This window comes from Curtobacterium ammoniigenes NBRC 101786, from assembly GCF_001571045.1.
Lineage (GTDB): Bacteria > Actinomycetota > Actinomycetes > Actinomycetales > Microbacteriaceae > Curtobacterium > Curtobacterium ammoniigenes.
This window is the reverse complement of record NZ_BCSV01000002.1, coordinates 215,654-234,442: the sequence shown is the minus strand read 5'-3', so window position 1 is coordinate 234,442 and position 18,789 is coordinate 215,654. Positions and strand designations below refer to the sequence as shown.

At 69.2% G+C, this 18,789-nt stretch carries 18 protein-coding genes; 8 read left to right on the top strand and 10 right to left on the bottom strand.

Going from position 1 to position 18,789, the window contains the following annotated elements; translation table 11 throughout:
* The first annotated feature begins 24 nt into the window (after window positions 1-24).
* Window positions 25-303, top strand: a complete 279-nt coding sequence (locus CAM01S_RS04795; RefSeq protein WP_157071429.1) for a hypothetical protein — start codon at window positions 25-27, stop codon at window positions 301-303.
* Window positions 303-659 carry a hypothetical protein gene (locus CAM01S_RS04790; RefSeq protein ID WP_066517236.1) on the top strand — a complete coding sequence of 119 codons (357 nt, stop codon included), beginning with the start codon at window positions 303-305 and terminating at the stop codon, window positions 657-659. Before CAM01S_RS04795 ends, CAM01S_RS04790 begins: the two co-directional genes overlap by 1 nt.
* Before the next feature lie 5 nt (window positions 660-664).
* Here CAM01S_RS04790 and CAM01S_RS04785 read toward each other — a convergent pair whose 3' ends face one another.
* The 3 genes from CAM01S_RS04785 to CAM01S_RS04775 all read right to left on the bottom strand — a co-directional run bounded on the left by CAM01S_RS04785 (window position 665) and on the right by CAM01S_RS04775 (window position 3,276).
* Complete coding sequence (locus tag CAM01S_RS04785; protein ID WP_245631538.1) at window positions 665-1,447, bottom strand: ABC transporter ATP-binding protein; 783 nt, start codon at window positions 1,445-1,447, stop codon at window positions 665-667.
* Window positions 1,444-2,130, bottom strand: a complete 687-nt coding sequence (locus CAM01S_RS14940) for a GntR family transcriptional regulator (RefSeq protein ID WP_066517232.1) — start codon at window positions 2,128-2,130, stop codon at window positions 1,444-1,446. The genes CAM01S_RS04785 and CAM01S_RS14940 overlap by 4 nt, the downstream gene beginning before the upstream one ends.
* 117 nt (window positions 2,131-2,247) lie before the next feature.
* Window positions 2,248-3,276 carry a 6-phosphofructokinase gene (locus CAM01S_RS04775; protein WP_066517228.1) on the bottom strand — a complete coding sequence of 343 codons (1,029 nt, stop codon included), beginning with the start codon at window positions 3,274-3,276 and terminating at the stop codon, window positions 2,248-2,250.
* A gap of 67 nt (window positions 3,277-3,343) precedes the next feature.
* Between CAM01S_RS04775 and CAM01S_RS04770 the strand changes: the two genes are divergently transcribed.
* From CAM01S_RS04770 to CAM01S_RS04760, 3 genes are all read left to right on the top strand, one after another.
* Window positions 3,344-4,303, top strand: coding sequence for a DNA-3-methyladenine glycosylase family protein (locus CAM01S_RS04770; protein ID WP_066518509.1), 960 nt, complete (start codon window positions 3,344-3,346; stop codon window positions 4,301-4,303).
* 34 nt (window positions 4,304-4,337) lie between these two features.
* Complete coding sequence (locus CAM01S_RS04765) at window positions 4,338-7,895, top strand: proline dehydrogenase family protein (RefSeq protein WP_066517226.1); 3,558 nt, start codon at window positions 4,338-4,340, stop codon at window positions 7,893-7,895.
* A 66-nt stretch (window positions 7,896-7,961) separates the two neighbouring features.
* Entirely contained in the window at window positions 7,962-9,488 is a 1,527-nt protein-coding gene (locus tag CAM01S_RS04760) for a serine hydrolase domain-containing protein (RefSeq protein WP_083527823.1), read from the top strand.
* A 9-nt stretch (window positions 9,489-9,497) separates the two neighbouring features.
* Here the strand turns inward: CAM01S_RS04760 and CAM01S_RS04755 are convergent, their stop codons facing one another.
* Together CAM01S_RS04755 and CAM01S_RS04750 are read right to left on the bottom strand one after the other, a co-directional pair.
* A complete protein-coding gene (locus CAM01S_RS04755; RefSeq protein ID WP_217999717.1) occupies window positions 9,498-10,268 on the bottom strand; it encodes a YqjF family protein in 771 nt (256 codons plus the stop codon).
* Window positions 10,269-10,286: 18 nt separating this feature from the next.
* Entirely contained in the window at window positions 10,287-10,724 is a 438-nt protein-coding gene (locus tag CAM01S_RS04750; RefSeq protein WP_066517222.1) for an Lrp/AsnC family transcriptional regulator, read from the bottom strand.
* 233 nt (window positions 10,725-10,957) lie between these two features.
* Here CAM01S_RS04750 and ddaH point away from each other — a divergent pair, with 233 nt between their 5' ends.
* Entirely contained in the window at window positions 10,958-11,851 is an 894-nt protein-coding gene (gene ddaH, locus CAM01S_RS04745) for a dimethylargininase (RefSeq protein WP_066517220.1), read from the top strand.
* Entirely contained in the window at window positions 11,848-13,128 is a 1,281-nt protein-coding gene (rocD, locus tag CAM01S_RS04740) for an ornithine--oxo-acid transaminase (protein ID WP_083527768.1), read from the top strand. Before ddaH ends, rocD begins: the two co-directional genes overlap by 4 nt.
* 64 nt (window positions 13,129-13,192) lie before the next feature.
* On the opposite strand, the gene CAM01S_RS04735 is transcribed toward rocD, so the two are convergent.
* The 4 genes from CAM01S_RS04735 to CAM01S_RS04720 form a co-directional block, all read right to left on the bottom strand.
* Window positions 13,193-14,533, bottom strand: a complete 1,341-nt coding sequence (locus CAM01S_RS04735) for an MFS transporter (protein WP_083527767.1) — start codon at window positions 14,531-14,533, stop codon at window positions 13,193-13,195.
* A gap of 61 nt (window positions 14,534-14,594) precedes the next feature.
* Complete coding sequence (locus CAM01S_RS04730; protein ID WP_157071428.1) at window positions 14,595-15,587, bottom strand: hypothetical protein; 993 nt, start codon at window positions 15,585-15,587, stop codon at window positions 14,595-14,597.
* The gene (locus CAM01S_RS04725) at window positions 15,584-15,934 is read right to left on the bottom strand and encodes a GntR family transcriptional regulator (RefSeq protein ID WP_066517217.1); all 351 of its coding nucleotides are present in this window, start codon (window positions 15,932-15,934) and stop codon (window positions 15,584-15,586) included. Before CAM01S_RS04725 ends, CAM01S_RS04730 begins: the two co-directional genes overlap by 4 nt.
* A gap of 87 nt (window positions 15,935-16,021) precedes the next feature.
* Window positions 16,022-16,648: a DUF3887 domain-containing protein gene (locus CAM01S_RS04720; RefSeq protein ID WP_066517216.1), complete on the bottom strand. Its 627-nt coding sequence runs from the start codon at window positions 16,646-16,648 to the stop codon at window positions 16,022-16,024.
* A gap of 119 nt (window positions 16,649-16,767) precedes the next feature.
* Between CAM01S_RS04720 and CAM01S_RS04715 the strand changes: the two genes are divergently transcribed.
* On the top strand, window positions 16,768-17,286 hold the full coding sequence (locus tag CAM01S_RS04715) for a gamma carbonic anhydrase family protein (RefSeq protein WP_066517215.1): 519 nt from the start codon (window positions 16,768-16,770) through the stop codon (window positions 17,284-17,286).
* Window positions 17,287-17,330: 44 nt separating this feature from the next.
* Here CAM01S_RS04715 and CAM01S_RS04710 read toward each other — a convergent pair whose 3' ends face one another.
* Window positions 17,331-18,635, bottom strand: a complete 1,305-nt coding sequence (locus tag CAM01S_RS04710) for an ABC transporter substrate-binding protein (RefSeq protein ID WP_066517214.1) — start codon at window positions 18,633-18,635, stop codon at window positions 17,331-17,333.
* Window positions 18,636-18,789 lie beyond the last annotated feature (154 nt).

Here is an 18,789-nt window from a genome sequence, read left to right as displayed (position 1 = left end):
CTATTATTGCCCTACAGTATTACGATGGCGTTGCGCATCGCGAACAGTGCACTGAAACATGGAATCAGCACGGATGACATCTCGTTCGCGATCCTCAATTGGACGTTTCATGTGTCTGCGTTCGAGGAGGCTCGTTGGCCTGGTGGGCGGTCCCCAGATCTCTCCATCGGACCGCTCCGGGACCGGTCCAACCTCATCGAGGTGATGGCGGTGGTGACGCCGCCGCGCGACATTCTTGTGTTCCATGCGATGATCGCGCGCCGCAAACACTTGGAGCGCGCGCAACGGGAAGGAGGCTGGTGATGGCAGGTCGAGAGCCGATCAATCCGGACGAGGAAACGTGGGCGGAGGCACTGAGCGCCCGGGCTGAGGCCATGAGTGACCTTCCGCCTGGCGTCCGCGTGGAGCGCTCCGCCAGCGATCGAGCTGGCGCTGCGCTTCTTGCTGCGGCGGTCGGGCCTGAAGAGGTCGAACGGATCGGCCGAGGCCGTCCATCGCTCGCTGGCGCATCTGGCGGCCCGTCGCCGAGTCGCACCGTGCGACTTCCCCGCGATCTCGACGCGGCGCTCGTCGCGCGTGCCAATGAAGAACACCGGAGACCGAGCGAGCTTGTGCGCGACGCCGTGATCGCGTACCTGATCGCACAGCACGCGCTCTGACCAGCTCAGCCGGCTCGACGAGCGTGCCACCGTCCGCCCGCCCGCGAAATCGCGAGCGGGAACGCGAACGCGTCGGACACCGCCGCTGACGTAATAACCGTCTCCGCCGGCCCTCGCGCAACCACACGTCCGTCTCGGAGGAGCAGTGCGTGCGAGGTGGACGCGGGCAGGTCCTCGAGATGGTGCGTCACCATCACGGAGCCGAGCGTCGGGTGGCGTGCTCGGAGGGCGTCGATGATCTCGAGCAGATGCTCACGCGCGGCGACATCGAGGCCGGTGGCGGGCTCGTCGAGGAGGAGGAGCTCGGGCTCCGCCATCAGCGCCCGCGCGATGAGCGTCCGCCCTCGTTCACCCTGGGACAGGACCGGCCAGCGGGCGTCGAGACGTGCCTCCAATCCGACGTCACGAATGTGCTGCCGCGCCTGATCCTGCTGCGCGCTGGTCGGCTCCCACCGCATCATCAGGTCGGTCGTGCCGGTGACGCCGGTGAGCACGGTCTCGAACACCGTCAGCGGCGCGAGCATCCTGTGACGCGGATCGACGTGCCCGATGCGTTCTCGAAGCGCACGGACATCGACGCGCCCAAGGCGCCGACCGAGCAGGTCGACCGAGCCGGCGGTCGGATGACTCGTCGCGCCGAGCACCGCCAGCAGTGTCGACTTTCCGGCGCCGTTCGGTCCGAGGAGCGCCCAGTGCTCGCCGGCGCGAACCGTGAGATCGACGTCATGCAGGAGGTCGCGACCGGATCGCGTGACGCGGAGGCCGGCGACGCAGATGAGGTCGGTCACCAGGTGTCGACGTGCTCGCCCCGCGCGGTCGCAACGGCGGCGATGTGTGCCTCCATCGCGACCGACAGCGCGTGGGCTGCGGACCGGGCGCGCTCGCCGTCGCGGTTGGCGACCGCTTCGCGCAACCCGTCGAAGACATCGGCGATATCCCACTGCTCGAACCGCGGTGCCGGCTGCAGCGCGAATCGAACCTGTTCGAGCGCCCCGCTCGCCGCGCGCGTCAGGAGTTGGTTCGGTGTGTGCTCGATGATCCACTCGCGCACCGCGTCCAGACGGGCGTCGTAGTCGCCGGCGTGCTTCTCGCGGGCTGCGTCGGCGCGGTCGACGAGCTTGCGCAGGTCAGTGGCTTGCGCGTCGGTGAGCGCGGGGACGCTCCAGCGGGCGCAGCTCTCCCAGAAGCCCGAGAACGCGCGGACGGCGTTCGTCCAGTCGCGGAACGTCGGGCGGGCGACACGCGTGTAGCGGTTCGCCTCCATCTCGATGAGACCGATGTCGACGAGCTTCGCGATCGCCTCGCGGACTGGAGTGCGGGAGACGCCGAGCCACTGCACGAGCTCGTCGTCGTTCAGCCGCTCGCCGTGCTGCAGCGTCCCGTCGCGGAGCGCCGCGAGGATCTTGTCGTAGACGACGTCGCGCAGCAGTTTGCGGGGCGAATTCTCGACGGTGGTCTTCGGGATGGGCATCGTTGCGCTTTCGAGGGGAACGTGCTGCTGGTATCTCGTATCCTACCGTGGCACTAGCAGTCGCGATGCATACGGGTGCCCTCGTGCGCCCGCTCCGTCGGCGTCAGCCGAACCTGGTCAGCCGAAGAGAATCGCCGCTTCGTCGTACCGGTCCTGCGGCACGGTCTTCAGCTCGCCGAGCGCGTCCTCGAACGACACGTGCACGATGTCGGTGCCGTGCAGCGCGACCATGCGTCCCCAGCGCTCCTCGACCACGGAGTCGATCGCCGCAAGTCCCAGCCGCGTCGAGAGCACGCGGTCGTAGGAGGTCGGCGTTCCGCCGCGCTGGATGTGCCCGAGCGTCGTCGCCCGCGTCTCGATGCCCGTCATCTCCTCGATCAGGGGAGCGAGCCGCTCACCGATCCCGCCGAGACGCGGGCGACCGAACGCATCGAGTCCGCGTTCGGAATGGGCGTCGTCCTCATGGTCTGGGATGAACCCCTCGGCCACCACGACGAGCGGCGCGCGACCGCGCTCATAGGCGGAGCGGACCCACGCAGCGATCTGCGCCATGCTCGTCTTCTGCTCGGGAATGAGGATCGCATGCGCGCCGGCCGCCATGCCGGAATGAAGCGCGATCCAGCCGACGTGGCGACCCATGACCTCCGCGACCATGCAGCGCGAGTGGGACTCACCGGTCGTGCGGAGGCGGTCCATCGCGTCGGTCGCGATCTGCACCGCGGTGTCGAACCCGAACGTGTAGTCCGTCGCGCCGAGGTCGTTGTCGACGGTCTTCGGCACGCCGACGATCTTCAGGCCCGCATCCGTCAGCCGTTTCGCGGCCGCGAGTGTTCCCTCGCCGCCGATCGCGATCATCGCGTCGATGCCATGCCGGTCGAGGTTCTCGACGATGCGGTCGACGCCGCCGTTCGGGCCCTCGAAGGGATTCGTGCGGCTCGTGCCGAGGATCGTGCCGCCCTGCTTGGCGATGCCCTGGATGTCCTTGCGGCCGATCGGCACGATGTCGGCATCGACGACGCCGCGCCAGCCGTCGCGGAACCCGACGAACTCGTGACCGTAGATCGCGATGCCCTTGAGCACCGCGGCTCGGATCACCGCGTTCAGGCCGGGGCAGTCGCCGCCACTGGTGAGAATCCCGATGCGCATAGCCCTATCTTTGTCGATCCCGCCGGATGTGACACGACCGGCCTTCCTCGCCACGTACCATCCCCACATGACGTTCGCGCCGCCTGCCCCGCGTCGGCCCGAACCGGTCGACGCACGTCGCGTCGACACCGTCTACCGGCCCGGAGGCCCGCTCGACCCCGCCGCGACCCTCCGTCCCCTGCAGCGTGGCTCCGGCGATCCGGCCTTCCGTGTCGTGGACGGCGTGATCTGGCTCGGCCTGCGCACCCGAGATGGCGCGGCGACGGTCGCCGTTCGTGCCCAACGCGATTCGGTCGCCGTGAGCGCGTGGGGTCCGGGTGCGGAGCGCGCGATCGCCGACGCGCCGGACATGCTTGGCCGCGGGGACGATTGGTCGGAGCTCGACGTCTCGGCGCACGAATTCCTGCGGGAGGCTCGACACCGGCAATGCGGGTTACGTCTCTGTCGCATGAATGCCGTCGTCGCCATGCTCGTCCCGGCGATCATGGAGCAGAAGGTCACGAGCCGCCAGGCATGGGGAGCGTGGCGCTACCTGCTGCGCCGATATGGCACACCCGCGCCGGGCCCCGCGCCCGAGGGCCTCATCGTTCCTCCCGACGCCGCCACGTGGTCGCGCATCCCGAGCTGGGAGTGGCATCGCGCGGGCATCGAACCGGGGCGGTCCGCGACGGTCATGCGCGCGACGCGCGTGGCCGATGCCCTCGAACGCACGCTGACGCTCGGTCGAGGAGGACCGGCCGTTCTCGATCGGCTGACCTCGATTCCCGGGATCGGACCGTGGACGGCGGCGGAGACCGCGCAGCGCGCGCACGGGGATCCGGACTCGCCGAGCGTCGGTGATTTTCACATTCCCGCGACGGTGGGGTGGGCGCTTGCGGGCGCGCCCGTCGACGACGCCGGCATGCTCGAACTCCTCGAGCCGTGGCGCGGTCACCGCGAGCGCATCGTGCGACTCATCGCCGGGAGCGGCTTCCGGAAGCCCCGTTTCGGTCCCCGGATGACCATTCAGGATCACCGCTGGCACTGACGGTCCTGTCATCCGCTCCGAATAGCATCGAGGGATGCCCGAAGCCCGCCTCCAGGACTGCACCGACGATGCGATCGAGCTGGTCCGGCGGTGGCTCACGGCATCCGCAGGCGTCAAGGCCGACCCCGGTGCTGCGCGTCTCGCAGGCGTCCTGCACGACGAGCGCGGATTCGACTTCGCGCTGGGCTTCGTCGACCGGGTGGTGCGGCCCGACGACCCCCGCGTCGCGGCCGCCAACCTGGAACGCCTGAGCCAGGACGTCCCCGATTTCCTCGCCTGGTACCTCCGGGGCGCCGTCGCCCTCGGTGGCGGAGTCGCCGCGATGGCGCCATGGGCCGTCGTCCCGACCGCCCGACGAATCCTGCGCCGCATGACCGGTCATCTGGTCGTCGACGCTCCTCGGACGAAGCTTGGAGCGACGCTCGCCAAACTCGCGGGCACCGACACCCTGCTCGACATCAGGCCGCTCGGTGAACGCGTCTTCGGTCCCGACGCTGCGGATCGCCGCCTGAACGACGCCCGGGAGATGCTCGAGCGCGAGGACGTGCATGCCCTCACGATTCGCGTCAGCGACGTCGTGTCGCCGATGAGCCTCTGGGCGTTCGATGAAACGGTGGCCCGGGTCACCGAACGACTGCTGCCCCTGTTCCGCGTGGCCGCCTCCGCGCCGACGCCGAAGCGGATCACCCTCGACGTGGCTGAGTACCGCGACCTCGATCTCACCATTGCCGTGTTCACCGCGCTGCTCGAACGCCCCGAGTTCCTGCGAGTCGACGCCGGCATTGCACTGCAGGCGTACCTCCCGGACGCCCAGGACGCGCTCGAATGGCTCACCGACTGGGCGCGCGACCGACGTGCGCGGGGCGGCGCGCCGATCACGATCCGGCTCGTCACAGGTGACTCCCTCCCCACCGAGCGCGTGGAAGCGAGCCTCCGCAACTGGCCGCTCGCCACCCTTGCGACGACAACGGAAACCGACACCGCCTACCTCGCGCTGCTCGACGCTGCGCTCACCGCGGAGCGCGTCGACGCGGTCCGCATCGCCGTCGCCAGTCACAACCTGTTTCACGTCGCGACCGCATGGACGCTCGCAACGCGCCGGAACCTCACCGCGGCGGTCGACGTCGAGATGCTGCTCGGCTCGGCGACCGGTGCTGCTGACGCGGTCCGCTCGGACGTCGGAGGACTCCGGCTCGTGACGCCCGTCGTGCACCCCACCGAAGCCGACGCCGCGATTCCGTACCTGGCCACGCGCCTCCAAGCGTTGGCGGACACCGACGCCGCCATGGGGTCCGCAGTCGCGGTGGCCAGCGAACCGGACCACTTCGACCGGGACCGTGATCGCTTCCTGGCCGCCATCGACGGGTTGGGCGATCCGCTCCCTGTGACCAACCGTGTGCAGGATCGGCGAGCACCACTCGGCGAGCCGGAGTTCCGCGATCGATTCGACCTCACGCCGGACACAGACCCGGCGATCGCGGGAAACCGTGCATGGGCGCGCGACATCCTCCGACGCGTTCCCCGGTCCCCTCTCGGCGCCGACACCCTCCGAGCGGCGCGCGTGGTCGACCGGGTCCGACTCGAACGCATCCTGACGACGACCGCAGGCGCGGGTGCGAACTGGGGGCGGCAGGACCCCGCCGATCGGGCCGAGCTCCTCGACTTCATCGCGCACGAACTCGAAGTCCGGCGCGGCGACCTCATCGAAGTGCTCTGCACCGAGGTCGGCGTGACCCTCACGGAGGCCGACGCCGAGGTGAGTCGGGCGATCGACGCCGCGAGCCTCCTCGCCGTCCAGGCGCGCCACCGCCTCGACATCGACGGTGCCGTCCTCGTCCCACCGCGCCTTACCGTCGTCGTCGCCCCCGCGCAAGAACCCGTCGCCGTGACGGCGCTCGGCGTGGTCGCCGCGCTCGCCGCGGGCAGCGGTGTCGTCGTGAAGCCCGCGTCGCAGGCAGGTCGGTCCGTCGCCCTCCTGACGGACATCCTGTGGCAGGCAGGCGTGCCGCACTCGCTGCTCGCGGTCGTCGACATCGACGAGGAGGCGCTCGGGCGCACCCTCGTCGCGCACGCCGTCGTCGACCGTGTCCTGTTCACCGGGTCCGCGGACACCGCACGCTCGTTCCGATGGTGGCGAGCCGGACTGCCGCTCAGCGCCACCTCGGGGGGCCGCAACACGATCGTGGTGACCCCATCGGCCGACTTCGACCTGGCGGTCGAGGACATCGTCGCCTCCGCTTTCGGCCGTGCCGGACAGCAGCGCGCGGCGGTGTCGCTGGTGATCCTGGTCGGGTCGGTCGCGACCAGTGAGCGGTTCCATCGCACGCTCGTGGACGCCGGGCGCGGACTCCACGTCGCGTGGCCCTCGGGCCCGGCGGCACAGCTCGGTCCGTTGATCGCGCGCCCGCACGGTACGACGCGGGATGCGCTCACCGTCCTTGAAGCCGGTGCGTCGTGGCTGCTCGAACCACGAGCGCTCGACGACTCCGAGCGCCTGTGGTCGCCCGGCATCCGCGAGGGAGCCGCCGCGGCACCGGAGGCCGGACTCCTCGACGCCGTGGCCCCCGTCGTCGAACTGGCTAGCGTCGATTCCCTCCAGGCGGCGATCGCGCTGCAGAACAGCTCCGACTCGGGACTCGCTGCCGGGCTGCACTCGCTCGATGCGGCCGAGGTCGCCGAGTGGGTCGACAGCGTGCAGGCGGGAACGCTGTTCGTGAACCGACGCACCACCGACACCAGCGTGGGTCGGGCGCCACTCGGCGGCTGGAAACGATCGTCGATCGGACCGACGACGCGCCCTGGAGGCCCGCTGCACCTCGCGACACTCGGGCGCTGGGTGCCGAAGGCACGGCCGCCGCACAAGAGCATTCGCCTCCGGGGCGTGCCGGACGCGGTCGCCACCCTGATCGACGCCGCACGGCCGGGCCTTACGTTTGAGGAATTCGACCAGGTCCGCGCCGGTGCGCTCAGCGATGCCGTTGCCTGGTCCGAGGAGTTCGGGGTGGCACACGACCCGGCCGCCCTCAAGGCGGAGCGGAACGTCCTCCGATATCGGCCGATGTCGGTCATCGTGCGGCAGAGCGAGAACGCGAGCACCGGTGATCTCGTCCGGGTGCTCGCGGCCGCGAGCGCCGCGCGCGCCCACATCCTGCTGAGTACCGCGCGGCCCCTGCCGGCGCCCCTCGTGCAGCTGCTGTCGAGCGGTCGCAGCCCCCTCGACGTCGTCGACCACCTCGTCGAGTCCGACGAGGACTGGCTCCAGCGCGCAGCCGCTGGCGCCATCTTCCTGGACCGCTGGTCGGGCGACCTCGAGCCGGATGAGAACGACATCGTCGCCGCGCTGACCCCGTCGCTCGAGACCATTCCTCGGACCGCGTTCGGCGGCCCGGGGGCGCGGATCCGTCTGCTCGGCGGTGACCCGATCATGCTGGAGGAGGCGCTCGGCGCGTCCGTCGATGTGACCGTCTACGACGCTCCAGTGGTTGACGCCGGACTGCTCGAGATGCTCCCGTTCGTTCGAGAGCAGGTGATCGCGATGCGCACGCACCGCTTCGGCTCGGTCGACCGTGACCTTCGCGACCTGCCCCTGTGACTCGCCGCGATCCTCCCGAGCGTGCCATGCTCGAACTCGTTGTCAGTGTCGACGAAAGGGATCCGCGTGAACCAGGAGCAGGACGAGCGGGCAACGCGCACCGCGACCGACTGGCGGCTCAGCACCGCTGAAGCCGAGGGTGTCGATCCGCGCGGTGTCCGCGAACTCATCGACGCGCTCGACGAGCACCCGGACATCGAGCCGCATGCGTTGATCGTGGTTCGACACGGGGCTGTCGTCGCATCGGCGGCGTGGGCGCCGTACGCGCTCGACCGGCCGCAGCTTGTCTACTCGGTGAGCAAGAGCTTCACGAGCACCGCCGCGGCGTTCGCCATCGACGAGGGCTTGCTCGATCTCGACACCCCGGTCGTCGACTGCTTTCCGGAGTACGCGGACTCGATCGCCCCGCAGAGCCGGCCGATGCTCGTCCGCCACCTGCTGTCGATGGCGACCGGGCACCTTGCGGACATGGTCGTCGCGTTCGACGACGTCGAGCACCCGGTTCGTGCGTTCCTCGCCGCCGCACCAGAGCGGCACCCCGGCTCGGTCTTCACGTACAACCAGCTCGCGACATACACGCTCGCCACGATCATTCAGCGCCGCTCGGAGCAGCGGCTCAGCGACTACCTGCGCCCGAGGCTCTTCGACCCGCTCGGGATCCCCCCGCTCGGGTGGCAGCAGCAGCCAGCCGGCGTGGATCTCGGCTTCTCCGGGCTGTTCGCGCCGCCCGAGGCGATCGCGAAACTCGGCCTGCTGTATCTGAACAATGGCGTGTGGCGGGGGGAGCGCCTCCTGCCCGAGTGGTGGGTGGGCCAGGCGTCGAGCGTGCACATCGACAACGCCACGCCGGGCGACCCGAACGCCGAGCACGACGACTGGGCACAGGGCTACGGGTTCCAGTTCTGGCGGTCGCGGCACGGGTTCCGCGGCGACGGCGCGTTCGGTCAGTTCTGCCTCGTCCTCCCCGAGCAGGAGGCCGTGGTCGCGATCACTGCACAGACGATGGACATGCAGGCGGAGCTGAACCTGGTGTGGGAGCACCTGCTCCCAGCGTTCGGCGACGCGCCGCTGGCGCCCCAGGACGGCGGGGGCGAGGCGCTGCACGGACTCGCGCGCACCCTGTCGTTCCCGGCAGGGCTCGACAGTCCGTCCGAGTGGTCGGACGACATCGCGGGCGCCTACACCGTGGTCGAATCCGACGCTGCGCAGGTGGCCTACCCGACGCTCGACCGCGTCGGTCTGACGCACGCCGGCGACGGCTGGTCGCTGACCCTGACCGAGCACTCCGCCGCTCCGGGAGGCGCGTCCCGGCTCTGGCGCGTCGGCGCCGACGAGTGGGCGGTCACCGAGGGCGCTGCCTCCGGTTCACCCGAGGTCGCCGTCGCGGTGCAGGGCGGCGGCGGGACGACCGCGGAGGGTGATCGGAGCCTCCGAATCGACGTGGCGTTCATCGACACGCCGCATCGACTGATGCTGCATCTCGATCCCGACCACCGCACGGTGACACCGGAGTGGTTCACGCGCCCGCTCGATTTCGGGGGCGTCGACGGACTCGGTGCCGTCCCGGCCGGGGTGCTGCGCTCGCGGCGGTAGGACCCGGCGTCAGGGGGTGCCGGCGCCGAATCGGGTGGTCACGCCCGGGGAGTACAGAACGCTGTCCGGTGCGAGCTCGGTGAGCGCCGGCGGGAGGCCGGCAGCCCGCACCAGATCGTCATGCAGGATCGTCAGCTCGGCACGGTACAGGCGCCAGGGCTCGTGCTCGTTCGGCCAGAAACGGGTGACTCCCGCACGTCGGACATGCATGCCCCACCGAGCCGTCAGGAACGTCTCGAGCGCGGACGGCGACGGAACCGCCTCCCCGATCCGTACGTCGAACCGTGATCGGAGGCGCGTGCCGTGTCGTCGGAGCGCATACGCCACCCGGTCCACCCCGCGGCGCTGCTCCGCCTGCGCCCAGTAGTAGGGAAGGCCCGTCGCTGCTCTGGCGGCAAGCGTCGGTGGGAGGCGCGAAGCGTCGAGCGACAGGAATGCCACACCGCGTCGACCGGAACGATCCACCGTGTAGACGCGGACGTTCACCTCGACGAAATCGCCGACCGAGCCGAACGCATGCAGGGTCGAGGCCGCCCCGAGCACCCCGAAGCGGGGAAAGGCGGTGTCGACGAATCGGAATCCGATGAGACCGACCCAGGTCGTCGCGCCGTCGTCGGAACCATCGACGGCCATCGTGTCCGGGCGAACGCCGTGCGGCAGCAGTGGAGCAACCGCGGACGCATCGACCCGCCAGTGCACGAACACCACGTCGCGCCAGCCCTGCTCGATCCAGGGGCGACCCGACAGTGGGGGCGCGGAGGGGGAGACGTCCTGGAGCACGATCTCGACGCTACCGCGCTACCGCTGCTCTCTGGACACGAGCCGCGACATCACGATCGCGCTCCGCGTGTGGTCCACGTGCGGGGCGAGGCGGACGCGGTCGAGCGCCTCCTCCAGCGACGCGATGTCTTTCGACCGGAGATGCACGATCGCATCCGCGCTCCCGGTCACGGTGCCCGCATCCACGACCTCCGGCACGTTCTCGAGCAGGGTGCGAAGCTCGTCCGGCGACACGGTGCCCCGGCAGTACACCTCGACCCATGCCTCCGTGCCGCGATCCTCGATCGTCGGGTCCACCTTGATCGTGAAGCCCTGGATGACGCCGTCCGCGACGAGCCGGTCGACGCGGCGTTTCACGGCCGATGCCGACAGCCCGACGACGTTGCCGATGTCGCCGTACCCGGCCCGCGCGTTGAGCCGCAGACGGTCGAGGATTCGGTGGTCGAGGGAGTCCATCGGGGCTCATCGTACGCTCGCCTTTTGCGTCATCGGGTGCCGTTGTGCAAGATTCGCGCGTTCCGCGTACACCCAGTGTGCGGGGGTGTCGCCGAGCCGTCCGGCGTGCGACACTTCGTTCAGGCGTCGACCTGGTCCGCCTCGAACACGGGTGAGTGAGCCTGCACCTCACCTCGCATCTCCAGCGGCGGTTCCCTGGCAGGCTCGGGCCCCGGTTCAGGAGACGTCTCAGAGTGTCCACTCCCATCGCAGCCCCCGACGCCGTCGCCGATCGCACGGCCACCAAGCGCACGATCCTCATGTGCAAGCCGACCTTCTACACGGTGAGCTACCGCATCAACCCATGGATGCATCCGGAAGCGCCGACGGACACGTCGAAAGCGGTGCAGCAATGGCAGCGCCTGTACGACGTGTACCGGGAACTCGGCTACGACATCGAGCTCATCGACCCGATCGAGGGGCTGCCCGACATGGTGTACGCCGCGAACGGCGGTTTCGTGCTCGACGGGATCGCATACGGCGCCAAGTTCCAGTACCCGGAGCGCCAGCCCGAGGGTCCCGCCTACATGGACTGGTTCCGTGGCGCCGGCCTCGAGGTCGCCGAACCCGCGGAGACGAACGAGGGCGAGGGTGACTTCCTGCTCGTCGGCGATGTGATCCTCGCCGGCACCGGATTCCGGTCCGACAGCACCTCGCATGAGGAGATCGCCCGCATCTACGGCCGGGAGGTCGTCACGCTGAAGCTCATCAACCCGAGCTTCTACCACCTCGACACCGCGGTCGCGGTCCTCGATCCGGAGCCCGTCGACGGTGTCGCGAACATCGCGTATCTCGAGTCCGCGTTCGACGAGCCGTCGCTCGCGATCCTCCGCGAGCGGTTCCCGGACGCGATCCTCGCGACGGAGGAGGACGCGGCGATCCTCGGTCTCAACTCCTACAGCGACGGATACAACGTCGTCATCGCCGCCCGGGCGACGACGTTCGCCGAGCAGCTCCGCGAGCGCGGCTACAACCCGATCGGCGTCGACCTGTCCGAGCTGCTGCTCGGCGGCGGTGGCGTCAAGTGCTGCACGCTCGACCTGCACCCGATCGGAACGGGAACCTCGCGCCGGCAGGAGCAGCGATGACCGCCGTACACGCCGCTTCGCGAACCGCTGGCGCTGGCGCTGGCGCTTCCGGAGGATCGATCGCGGGGTCCGCAGCGACCGTCGCTGCGCTCGCCGCAGAGGACCACGCACTCGCGCACAACTACAAGCCGCTCCCGGTCGTCGTCGCGTCCGCTGACGGGGCATGGCTCACCGACATCGACGGTCGCCGGTACTTGGACGGGCTGGCCGCCTACTCGGCGGTGAATTTCGGTCACGGCAACCCGCGCCTCCTGGCCGCTGCCCGCGACCAGCTCGACCGGGTGACCCTGACCAGTCGCGCGTTCGTCAACGACCGGCTCGGTCCGTTCGCGGAGCGGCTCACGGCGCTCGCGGGCATGGACATGATGCTGCCGATGAACACCGGCGCCGAAGCGGTCGAGTCCGCGATCAAGGTGAGCCGTGCGTGGGGATACCGGGTCAAGGGCGTGCCCGCCGACCGTGCCACGATCGTCGTCGCGAACGGCAACTTCCACGGCCGGACCACGACCATCGTCTCGTTCTCCGACGATCCCGTCGCCCGCGACGACTTCGGGCCGTTCACGCCAGGGTTCCGGAGTGTCCCGTATGGCGACGCCGAGGCGCTCGAAGCAGCGATGGACGACACCGTCGTCGCGGTGCTGCTCGAACCGATCCAGGGAGAGGCCGGCGTCGTCATCCCTCCGGCCGACTACCTGGCTGCCGTTCGCGCGGTCTGCGACCGGTTCGGCGCGCTGTTCATCGCAGACGAGATCCAGTCGGGACTCGGTCGAACCGGCGCGACGTTCGAGACGACGCGCGTCGGCGTCCGGCCCGACCTGATGACGCTCGGCAAAGCGCTCGGTGGCGGGATCGTCCCCGTCTCCGCAGTGGTCGGCTCCGCGTCCGTGCTCGGCGTGCTCCGTCCGGGCGAGCACGGTTCGACGTTCGGCGGCAACCCGCTCGCCGCCGCGGTGGGAACCGAGGTGGTGGCGATCCTCGAGGAGGGCACGTTCCAAGCGCGTGCCGCCGCCGGGGAGGCCGTGCTCCGGTCCGCCCTCGAACCGCTCGTCGGAAACGGGGTCGTCGGGCATCGCATCGCGGGCCTCTGGGCTGGGATCGACATCGACCCGTCGCTCGGTAGTGGTCGTGATGTGTCGCTCGCGATGATGGAGCGCGGTGTGCTCGTGAAAGACACGCACGGCTCGACGATCCGGTTCGCTCCACCCCTCGTCGTGACCGACGACGAGATCCAGCTGGCGGCCGACGCACTCGCGGACGCAATCCGATCGCTCGGCTGAGCCTGCTTTATCCGCCTCCGGGACGGCCGGGTCGACCGATCCGGCCGATCCCGCCTCCTCCCGGTCAGGAGGCGCGCGTCGCCTCCGTCGGCAGCTCCCGCATCGTGAGCAGCGGCGAGAACACCACCGGCGCGGCGAACAGCAGTCCGCCGATCCCGCCGACCCAGATCGTCGCCTCGACGCCGATCGAGCCGCCGAGGATGCCTGAGACGAAGCCGCCGATCGGCATCACACCCCAGATGATGAACCGGATCGACGCGTTCATCCGCCCGAGCAGCGGCGTCGGACAGATGCGCTGCCGGTACGTGAGCTGCGTGATGTTGTAGACGAGGACGCTCCAACTCATCACGAACTCCGCGGCGATCAGCAGCGGAACCGCGGCGACCGGCGCGAGCGCGGGGAGCGCGAAGCCGAGCGTTCCGACGCCGAACACGATCGCCGACACTGGGATCGCCCGCCCCTCGCCGATCCAGCCGGCGAACCGGGAGGCCGTGGTCGCCCCGATGAGACCGCCGACCGCGCCGACACTGGTCGCCACGCCCCAGACGGTCGTCCCGAGCGCGAGATGCCGAAGGACGAGAATCGGCAGCATCGTGAACACGAAGGCGCTGAACAGATTCGAGCCCGCGGTGCAGATGACGATGCGCACGAGCAGCGGCTGACGGAACACGAACGCGAGCCCTTCGCGAATCTCGACGACGAGGGGGCGTCGGTCCTCGACAGCGCGCACCTGCTCGTCGTCGCGGATCGACGAGATCGCGAGAAATGACGCGAAGAAGCTCAGCGCATCGATCCCGATGACGAACGCGGGGCGCAGGATGGCGAGGAGCGCGCCGGACGCGGCCGGGCCTCCCACGCGGGCCACCTGCTGGGACGACTCGAGCGCGCCGTTTGCGCGCCCGATCAGGGCGCCGGGCAGGATCATCGGCGGATAGCTCTGGTACGCGACGTCGAAGAACACGGTCGCTCCGCCGACCAGCGCGGCCACGACGATGAGCTGCCAGATCGTGAGCACCCCGAGCAACCACGCCGCGGGGATCGTGGCGAGGAGGACTGCGCGGACGAGGTCGGCGGTGAGCATGACGCGTCGCTTCCGCATCCGGTCGACCCAGGCGCCCGCCGGCAGGCCGATCACGAGGAACGCGAGCGTCTCCATCGCGTTGAGCAAGCCGACCTGGAAGGTGCTCGCTGCGAGGACGGTGACAGCGAGTGTCGGGATCGCCAGACCGGCGAGCTGATCGCCGATCGCGCTCGCGGTCTCGCCCGACCAGAGCCGCATGAACGGTGCGTTGCGCCAGATCGAGGCGGGAGGCGCGGATTGCTGTGCCGGATCGTCAGCCGTGCTGGTGGACGCCGAGGCGTGCGCCGTCCCCGAGTCGGGGGCGTCCCCGTGAGCATCCGTCATTCGATCATCCTTGCGGACGTGCGGCGCGGACGCCAGGGCACTCGCTGCCCACCACCGTCTGTCAAGTGCGGCTGCGGGCGTAGGTCTCGAGGACCGCGGCGGCGGTTGCGGCGTCATCGACGGTGACGACGATGGAGCGGCCATCGCGGCGGAACACCTCGATCGCGAGCCCCCGTCGCATCACGATGCCGCGGCGGCTCCTGCCCTGCGGGCCGATCGCGAACCGGACGCCCCAGCCGCCGAAGTCGGCGATCGGGTCGACCTGCACAACCCTCGCCTCCGCCAGATCGGACGCGGGGACGACCATGCGCGGCCAGCCGAGCACCGATCGCGCCGAGAAGCCGGCTGGTCCAGCGCTCACGCGGAACCGCCCGGTGAGGACGAGCACGGTGACGATGAGGATGGGCGCGATGAAGATCGGCCAGACGTGCGGACGACCGGTGATCACGAGCAGGGAGAGCCCCGTCGCGACGATCGCTGCCGCGACACCAGCGACGACGGCGATGAACGCCGCCGGAAGCTCGACGCTGCCGGTCCAGGCTGCGATCTCGCCGTTCTTGACCGGAATCGCCTGGCCCGCCACGCCGAGGCTGGCCGTGGACGGCTCGGTCGGCAGGAGCCACCAGGTCAGCACGCCGCTCGCGATCCCGAGCACGATGCCGCCGATCAGCGGGAGGGCCGGCGCGAGCGGTGGGGCGTTCACGAGGACCGGCCCGACGCCGAGACCGAGGCAGTGGAACACCGTCACGGCGATGGCGATCGCGGGCATCCACGCGTTTCGCCCCGCCATGCGGGTCGCGCGCAGGGTGAAGAAGCCCATGAGCGCGATGACGGGGAAGCCGATCGCGGCGACGATGACGGCGTACGTCCACCAGGGGCCGGTTCTGACCGCGCCCGGACCCCAGTGGGTGATCAGCCGTCCACCGGGGGCTGCGGAGCCGACGAGGAGAACGATGATCTCCGACGCCACGACGATTGCGGTCGGGATCCAGATGGTCGCCACGATGGCGGCCCGGTATGCGTGGTCGTGATCCACGACAGAACGTGATCTCATGCGTCGTACTCCTTCCGAACCAGTGCGAGCAGCGTGCCGATGGGGATGCCGTTCGCCTTCGCTTCCGCCGCGGCGGCCGCGACGAGGTCTCGGACGCGGTCCGCGGTTCGCGCACCGGTCACGATCGCGCCGCGCCCGCGTCGGAGTTCGACCTGGCCGTCGTCGCGGAGCTGCTGGTAGGCGCGGAGCACCGTGTGCACATTCACGCCGATCGTGTTCGCCAGCTCGCGGGCGGCCGGGAGGCGCGTCCCCGTTGCGAGCGCGCCCGTCGCGATCTGCGTCGCGATCGTCTCGGCGATCTGCGCGAACACCGGCACTGGGGCGCCGGGATCGATGAGCACGAACATGGACTTATTCTAGATCAGCTAGAACTATCTGACGCAAGGACGTTCGTCCTTTTGGTTCTTGCTGCGGGCGCGTGCGTTCGCTCCGAGCTACGGCGCCTCCGGAGCGAGGATGAAGAGCCCCGCGACCTGTTCGTTCGCGTCAAAGGTGACGCGGGCTTTCATATCGCTCGCTTCGTAGCGCAGGGGGACGTCCACGACCGTTTGGTCCCCGATGCGTCGCACGAACGGTTCGGTGTCGGCGAAGCCGTCAAAGGCGCCGACGAGGCCGGCGACGGTGGCGAGTCCATCGCCGCGAACCTCGTCGGTGAATGCCGCGAGCACTTGGGGGTTGAAGGATTTTCGCGCCTCCGCCATGTTGCCGTCGAGGACATCTCGGACGATCTGTGTGGCCCGCTCTCCGGCGTTCTGCATCGTGACTGTCTTGTCCATGGGTTGTCCCGTTCTCGGATCGATGGGTTTGCCGAACCGCTGGAATGCGGCCTGGCGGGTGACGCCGAGCACGTCGCCGATCTCTTGCCAGGTGTGTCCGGCGTCGCGTGCGTCCTGCACGCACGCGTCGAGTACGCGGGCGGCGAGGTCCTGCACGCGGTGCGCGGTGCGCACCTGGTCGAGATAGGCGGGGGGAGTGAGTGGCGAGCGGTTCGGATCGAGCGCGTGTACGTGCTCGATGAGGTCCGCGTGAAGCGCCGCGCGCTCGGAGCTCGATCGCGTCATGCGTCAAGAGTGCGTTTACAGGCCCTCACCTGTCAAGGGAATGTTTACGCGAGCATCTCCGAGGCGGCACGAGGTGTCGCACTGCCCTCAGGTGGTAGTCAGCGAGGACAATCGCGGGCATGACCTGCTACCGCCTTGCTGACCGCGTTCCCGCCATCGATCCGGAGGCGTGGGTCGCGCCGTCCGCGTCGGTCATCGGCTCCGTGACCCTGGGCGCCGGAGCGAGCATCTTTTACGGCGCGGTCCTCCGCGCGGACACGGAGACCATTTCCGTTGGTGCGGGGACGAACGTGCAAGACACCGCCGTCGTGCACGCTGACCCTGGGTTTGCTGCTGCGCTCGGCGCGGATGTCAGCGTGGGGCACGGCGCCGTGCTGCACGGGTGCACGATCGAGGATGGCGTGCTCGTGGGAATGAATGCGACGGTGCTGAACGGCGCAGTGGTCGGCGAGGGGTCGCTCGTTGCGGCGAACGCGCTGGTCCCGGAGGGGATGCGCGTTCCTCCAGGATCGCTCGTCGCCGGCGTCCCCGCGAAGGTCCGCCGTGCGCTCACGCCCGAGGAGATCGCCGCGTGTCGTGACAACGCGCGGCGCTATCGCGATCTCGCGCGGTTGCACGCCGCGGCGACGCCGGTCTGAGCGGGCATCGCGGCGCGCGGCCACCGCGCGAGTTCAGCGCGTCGCTACTTCCACTCGCTCTGCAGCGTCGTCTGCAGTGTGGTCAGCGCTTCCTTCGGCGTCGCTTTCAGTGAGAGGAGGCTTTGCGCAAAGGTCGTCATTGCGGGCGTGCTGTCGACGAGGGAGACATTCGCGAAGAGCGCATTGCCGCCGGGGGCGGCCCAGGTCTTGCAGATGGGCTGCCACTTTTCAATCATCGTCACGTTGTTCGGATCGGACGTGACTGCCGAGGTCGAGGCGATCGATTTGAGCACCGGGAGGCCGATCCCCGTGTTCTGGGTCCACAACGGTGCCATGTTCTTGAAGTAGTAGGTCATGAACGCCTCCGAGTCCTTCTGACTCGGGGTGTTCGTGTACATCATGATGTTGTTCGGGAAATAGATCCCGCCCTTCTTTCCCTGAGCGCCCACGATCGGATCCGCCACGATCATGTCCGACGCGGCGTCACCCCCGACGTTCTGCGCAAGGCCCGGACCCTCCCAGCCCATGCCGAACTTGCCGACCTTCCACTGCGAATACTCGTTCGTTGTCGAGTACCCCAGCGTGCCCGGATCCATGTAGCCCTTCTTCACAAGCTCGACCACGAAGTCGAGGGCTTCGATGTTCGTCGATGTGACGCAGTTCGGCTTCTGCGCCGCGTCGAAGATCCCGCCGCCGTTGTTGATCATCAATCCGACGATGGACTGAAAAGCGTTGCCTTGAGCGCCGGATGCGGCTCCGAATCCGTAGACGCCGATGCTCTTCAGTGCCTGACAGGCGTCGAGGTAGCTCTGCCAGTCGGTCGGCGGCGTGACGCCCGCCTTCTCGAGCAGCGATTTGCGATACCACAGCACCCGCATGTCGAGGTTGTACGGCACGGCGACGTACCCCTTGCTCGTCTTCATGCTCTCGAGCACGCCAGGCAGGAAGTCGTCGTACAGGCCGTTTGATTTCCACGAGTCCAGGAGCCCGTCCGCATACGCGATGTTGCCTTGACGCGCGAATTGGAACGCCTGCGTCCCGCTCCCGCTGCTCACCGCAGGGCCGGTCTTCGATGCCACCGCCGACGCGAATGTCGCGGTGAAGTTTGACCACTGGATCGACTGATAGGTGGCGGCGGGCATGCCGCTCGCGGGCTTGTATGCGAGGGTGATCTTTTTATCGAGGGGCGCGAACGTCGTCCCTCCCCATGGCATGTTCCAGAACTTCAGCGCACCGGATGCCGATCGCTGACCGGAGCATCCAGCAAGTGCCGCTGCGAGCGCAAGGCCGCTGGCGCCCGCCAGGAGTCCTCGACGGGTGACTGTTCCCGACAGGTGTTCGTTCGACATCTCTTGGTCCCCACCTTCGAGCCGGCGCTGCCGGCGCATTCTTCGTTGAATACGACGGGTCCTATCGGCTCCTCCGGCAAAGATTGCGCAAGTCGAAGGCGACGGCTGCCCGTGTGACCGCAATAATGGCACCGAATAGAGCACAGCGGAAGAA

Bases quoted from the DNA above. Each gene is read 5' to 3' on its own strand.
- CAM01S_RS04720 (WP_066517216.1), bottom strand. From the start codon at position 16,648: ATGACGCGATCGAGCTCCGAGCGCGCGGCGCTTCACGCGGACCTCATC.
- CAM01S_RS04770 (WP_066518509.1), top strand. From the start codon at position 3,344: ATGACGTTCGCGCCGCCTGCCCCGCGTCGGCCCGAACCGGTCGACGCA.
- CAM01S_RS04775 (WP_066517228.1), bottom strand. From the start codon at position 3,276: ATGCGCATCGGGATTCTCACCAGTGGCGGCGACTGCCCCGGCCTGAAC.
- CAM01S_RS04735 (WP_083527767.1), bottom strand. From the start codon at position 14,533: ATGACGGATGCTCACGGGGACGCCCCCGACTCGGGGACGGCGCACGCC.
- CAM01S_RS04765 (WP_066517226.1), top strand. From the start codon at position 4,338: ATGCCCGAAGCCCGCCTCCAGGACTGCACCGACGATGCGATCGAGCTG.
- CAM01S_RS04790 (WP_066517236.1), top strand. From the start codon at position 303: ATGGCAGGTCGAGAGCCGATCAATCCGGACGAGGAAACGTGGGCGGAG.
- CAM01S_RS04730 (WP_157071428.1), bottom strand. From the start codon at position 15,587: ATGAGATCACGTTCTGTCGTGGATCACGACCACGCATACCGGGCCGCC.
- CAM01S_RS04725 (WP_066517217.1), bottom strand. From the start codon at position 15,934: ATGTTCGTGCTCATCGATCCCGGCGCCCCAGTGCCGGTGTTCGCGCAG.
- CAM01S_RS04715 (WP_066517215.1), top strand. From the start codon at position 16,768: ATGACCTGCTACCGCCTTGCTGACCGCGTTCCCGCCATCGATCCGGAG.
- CAM01S_RS14940 (WP_066517232.1), bottom strand. From the start codon at position 2,130: ATGCCCATCCCGAAGACCACCGTCGAGAATTCGCCCCGCAAACTGCTG.
- rocD (WP_083527768.1), top strand. From the start codon at position 11,848: ATGACCGCCGTACACGCCGCTTCGCGAACCGCTGGCGCTGGCGCTGGC.
- CAM01S_RS04750 (WP_066517222.1), bottom strand. From the start codon at position 10,724: ATGGACTCCCTCGACCACCGAATCCTCGACCGTCTGCGGCTCAACGCG.
- CAM01S_RS04795 (WP_157071429.1), top strand. From the start codon at position 25: ATGGCGTTGCGCATCGCGAACAGTGCACTGAAACATGGAATCAGCACG.
- CAM01S_RS04710 (WP_066517214.1), bottom strand. From the start codon at position 18,635: ATGTCGAACGAACACCTGTCGGGAACAGTCACCCGTCGAGGACTCCTG.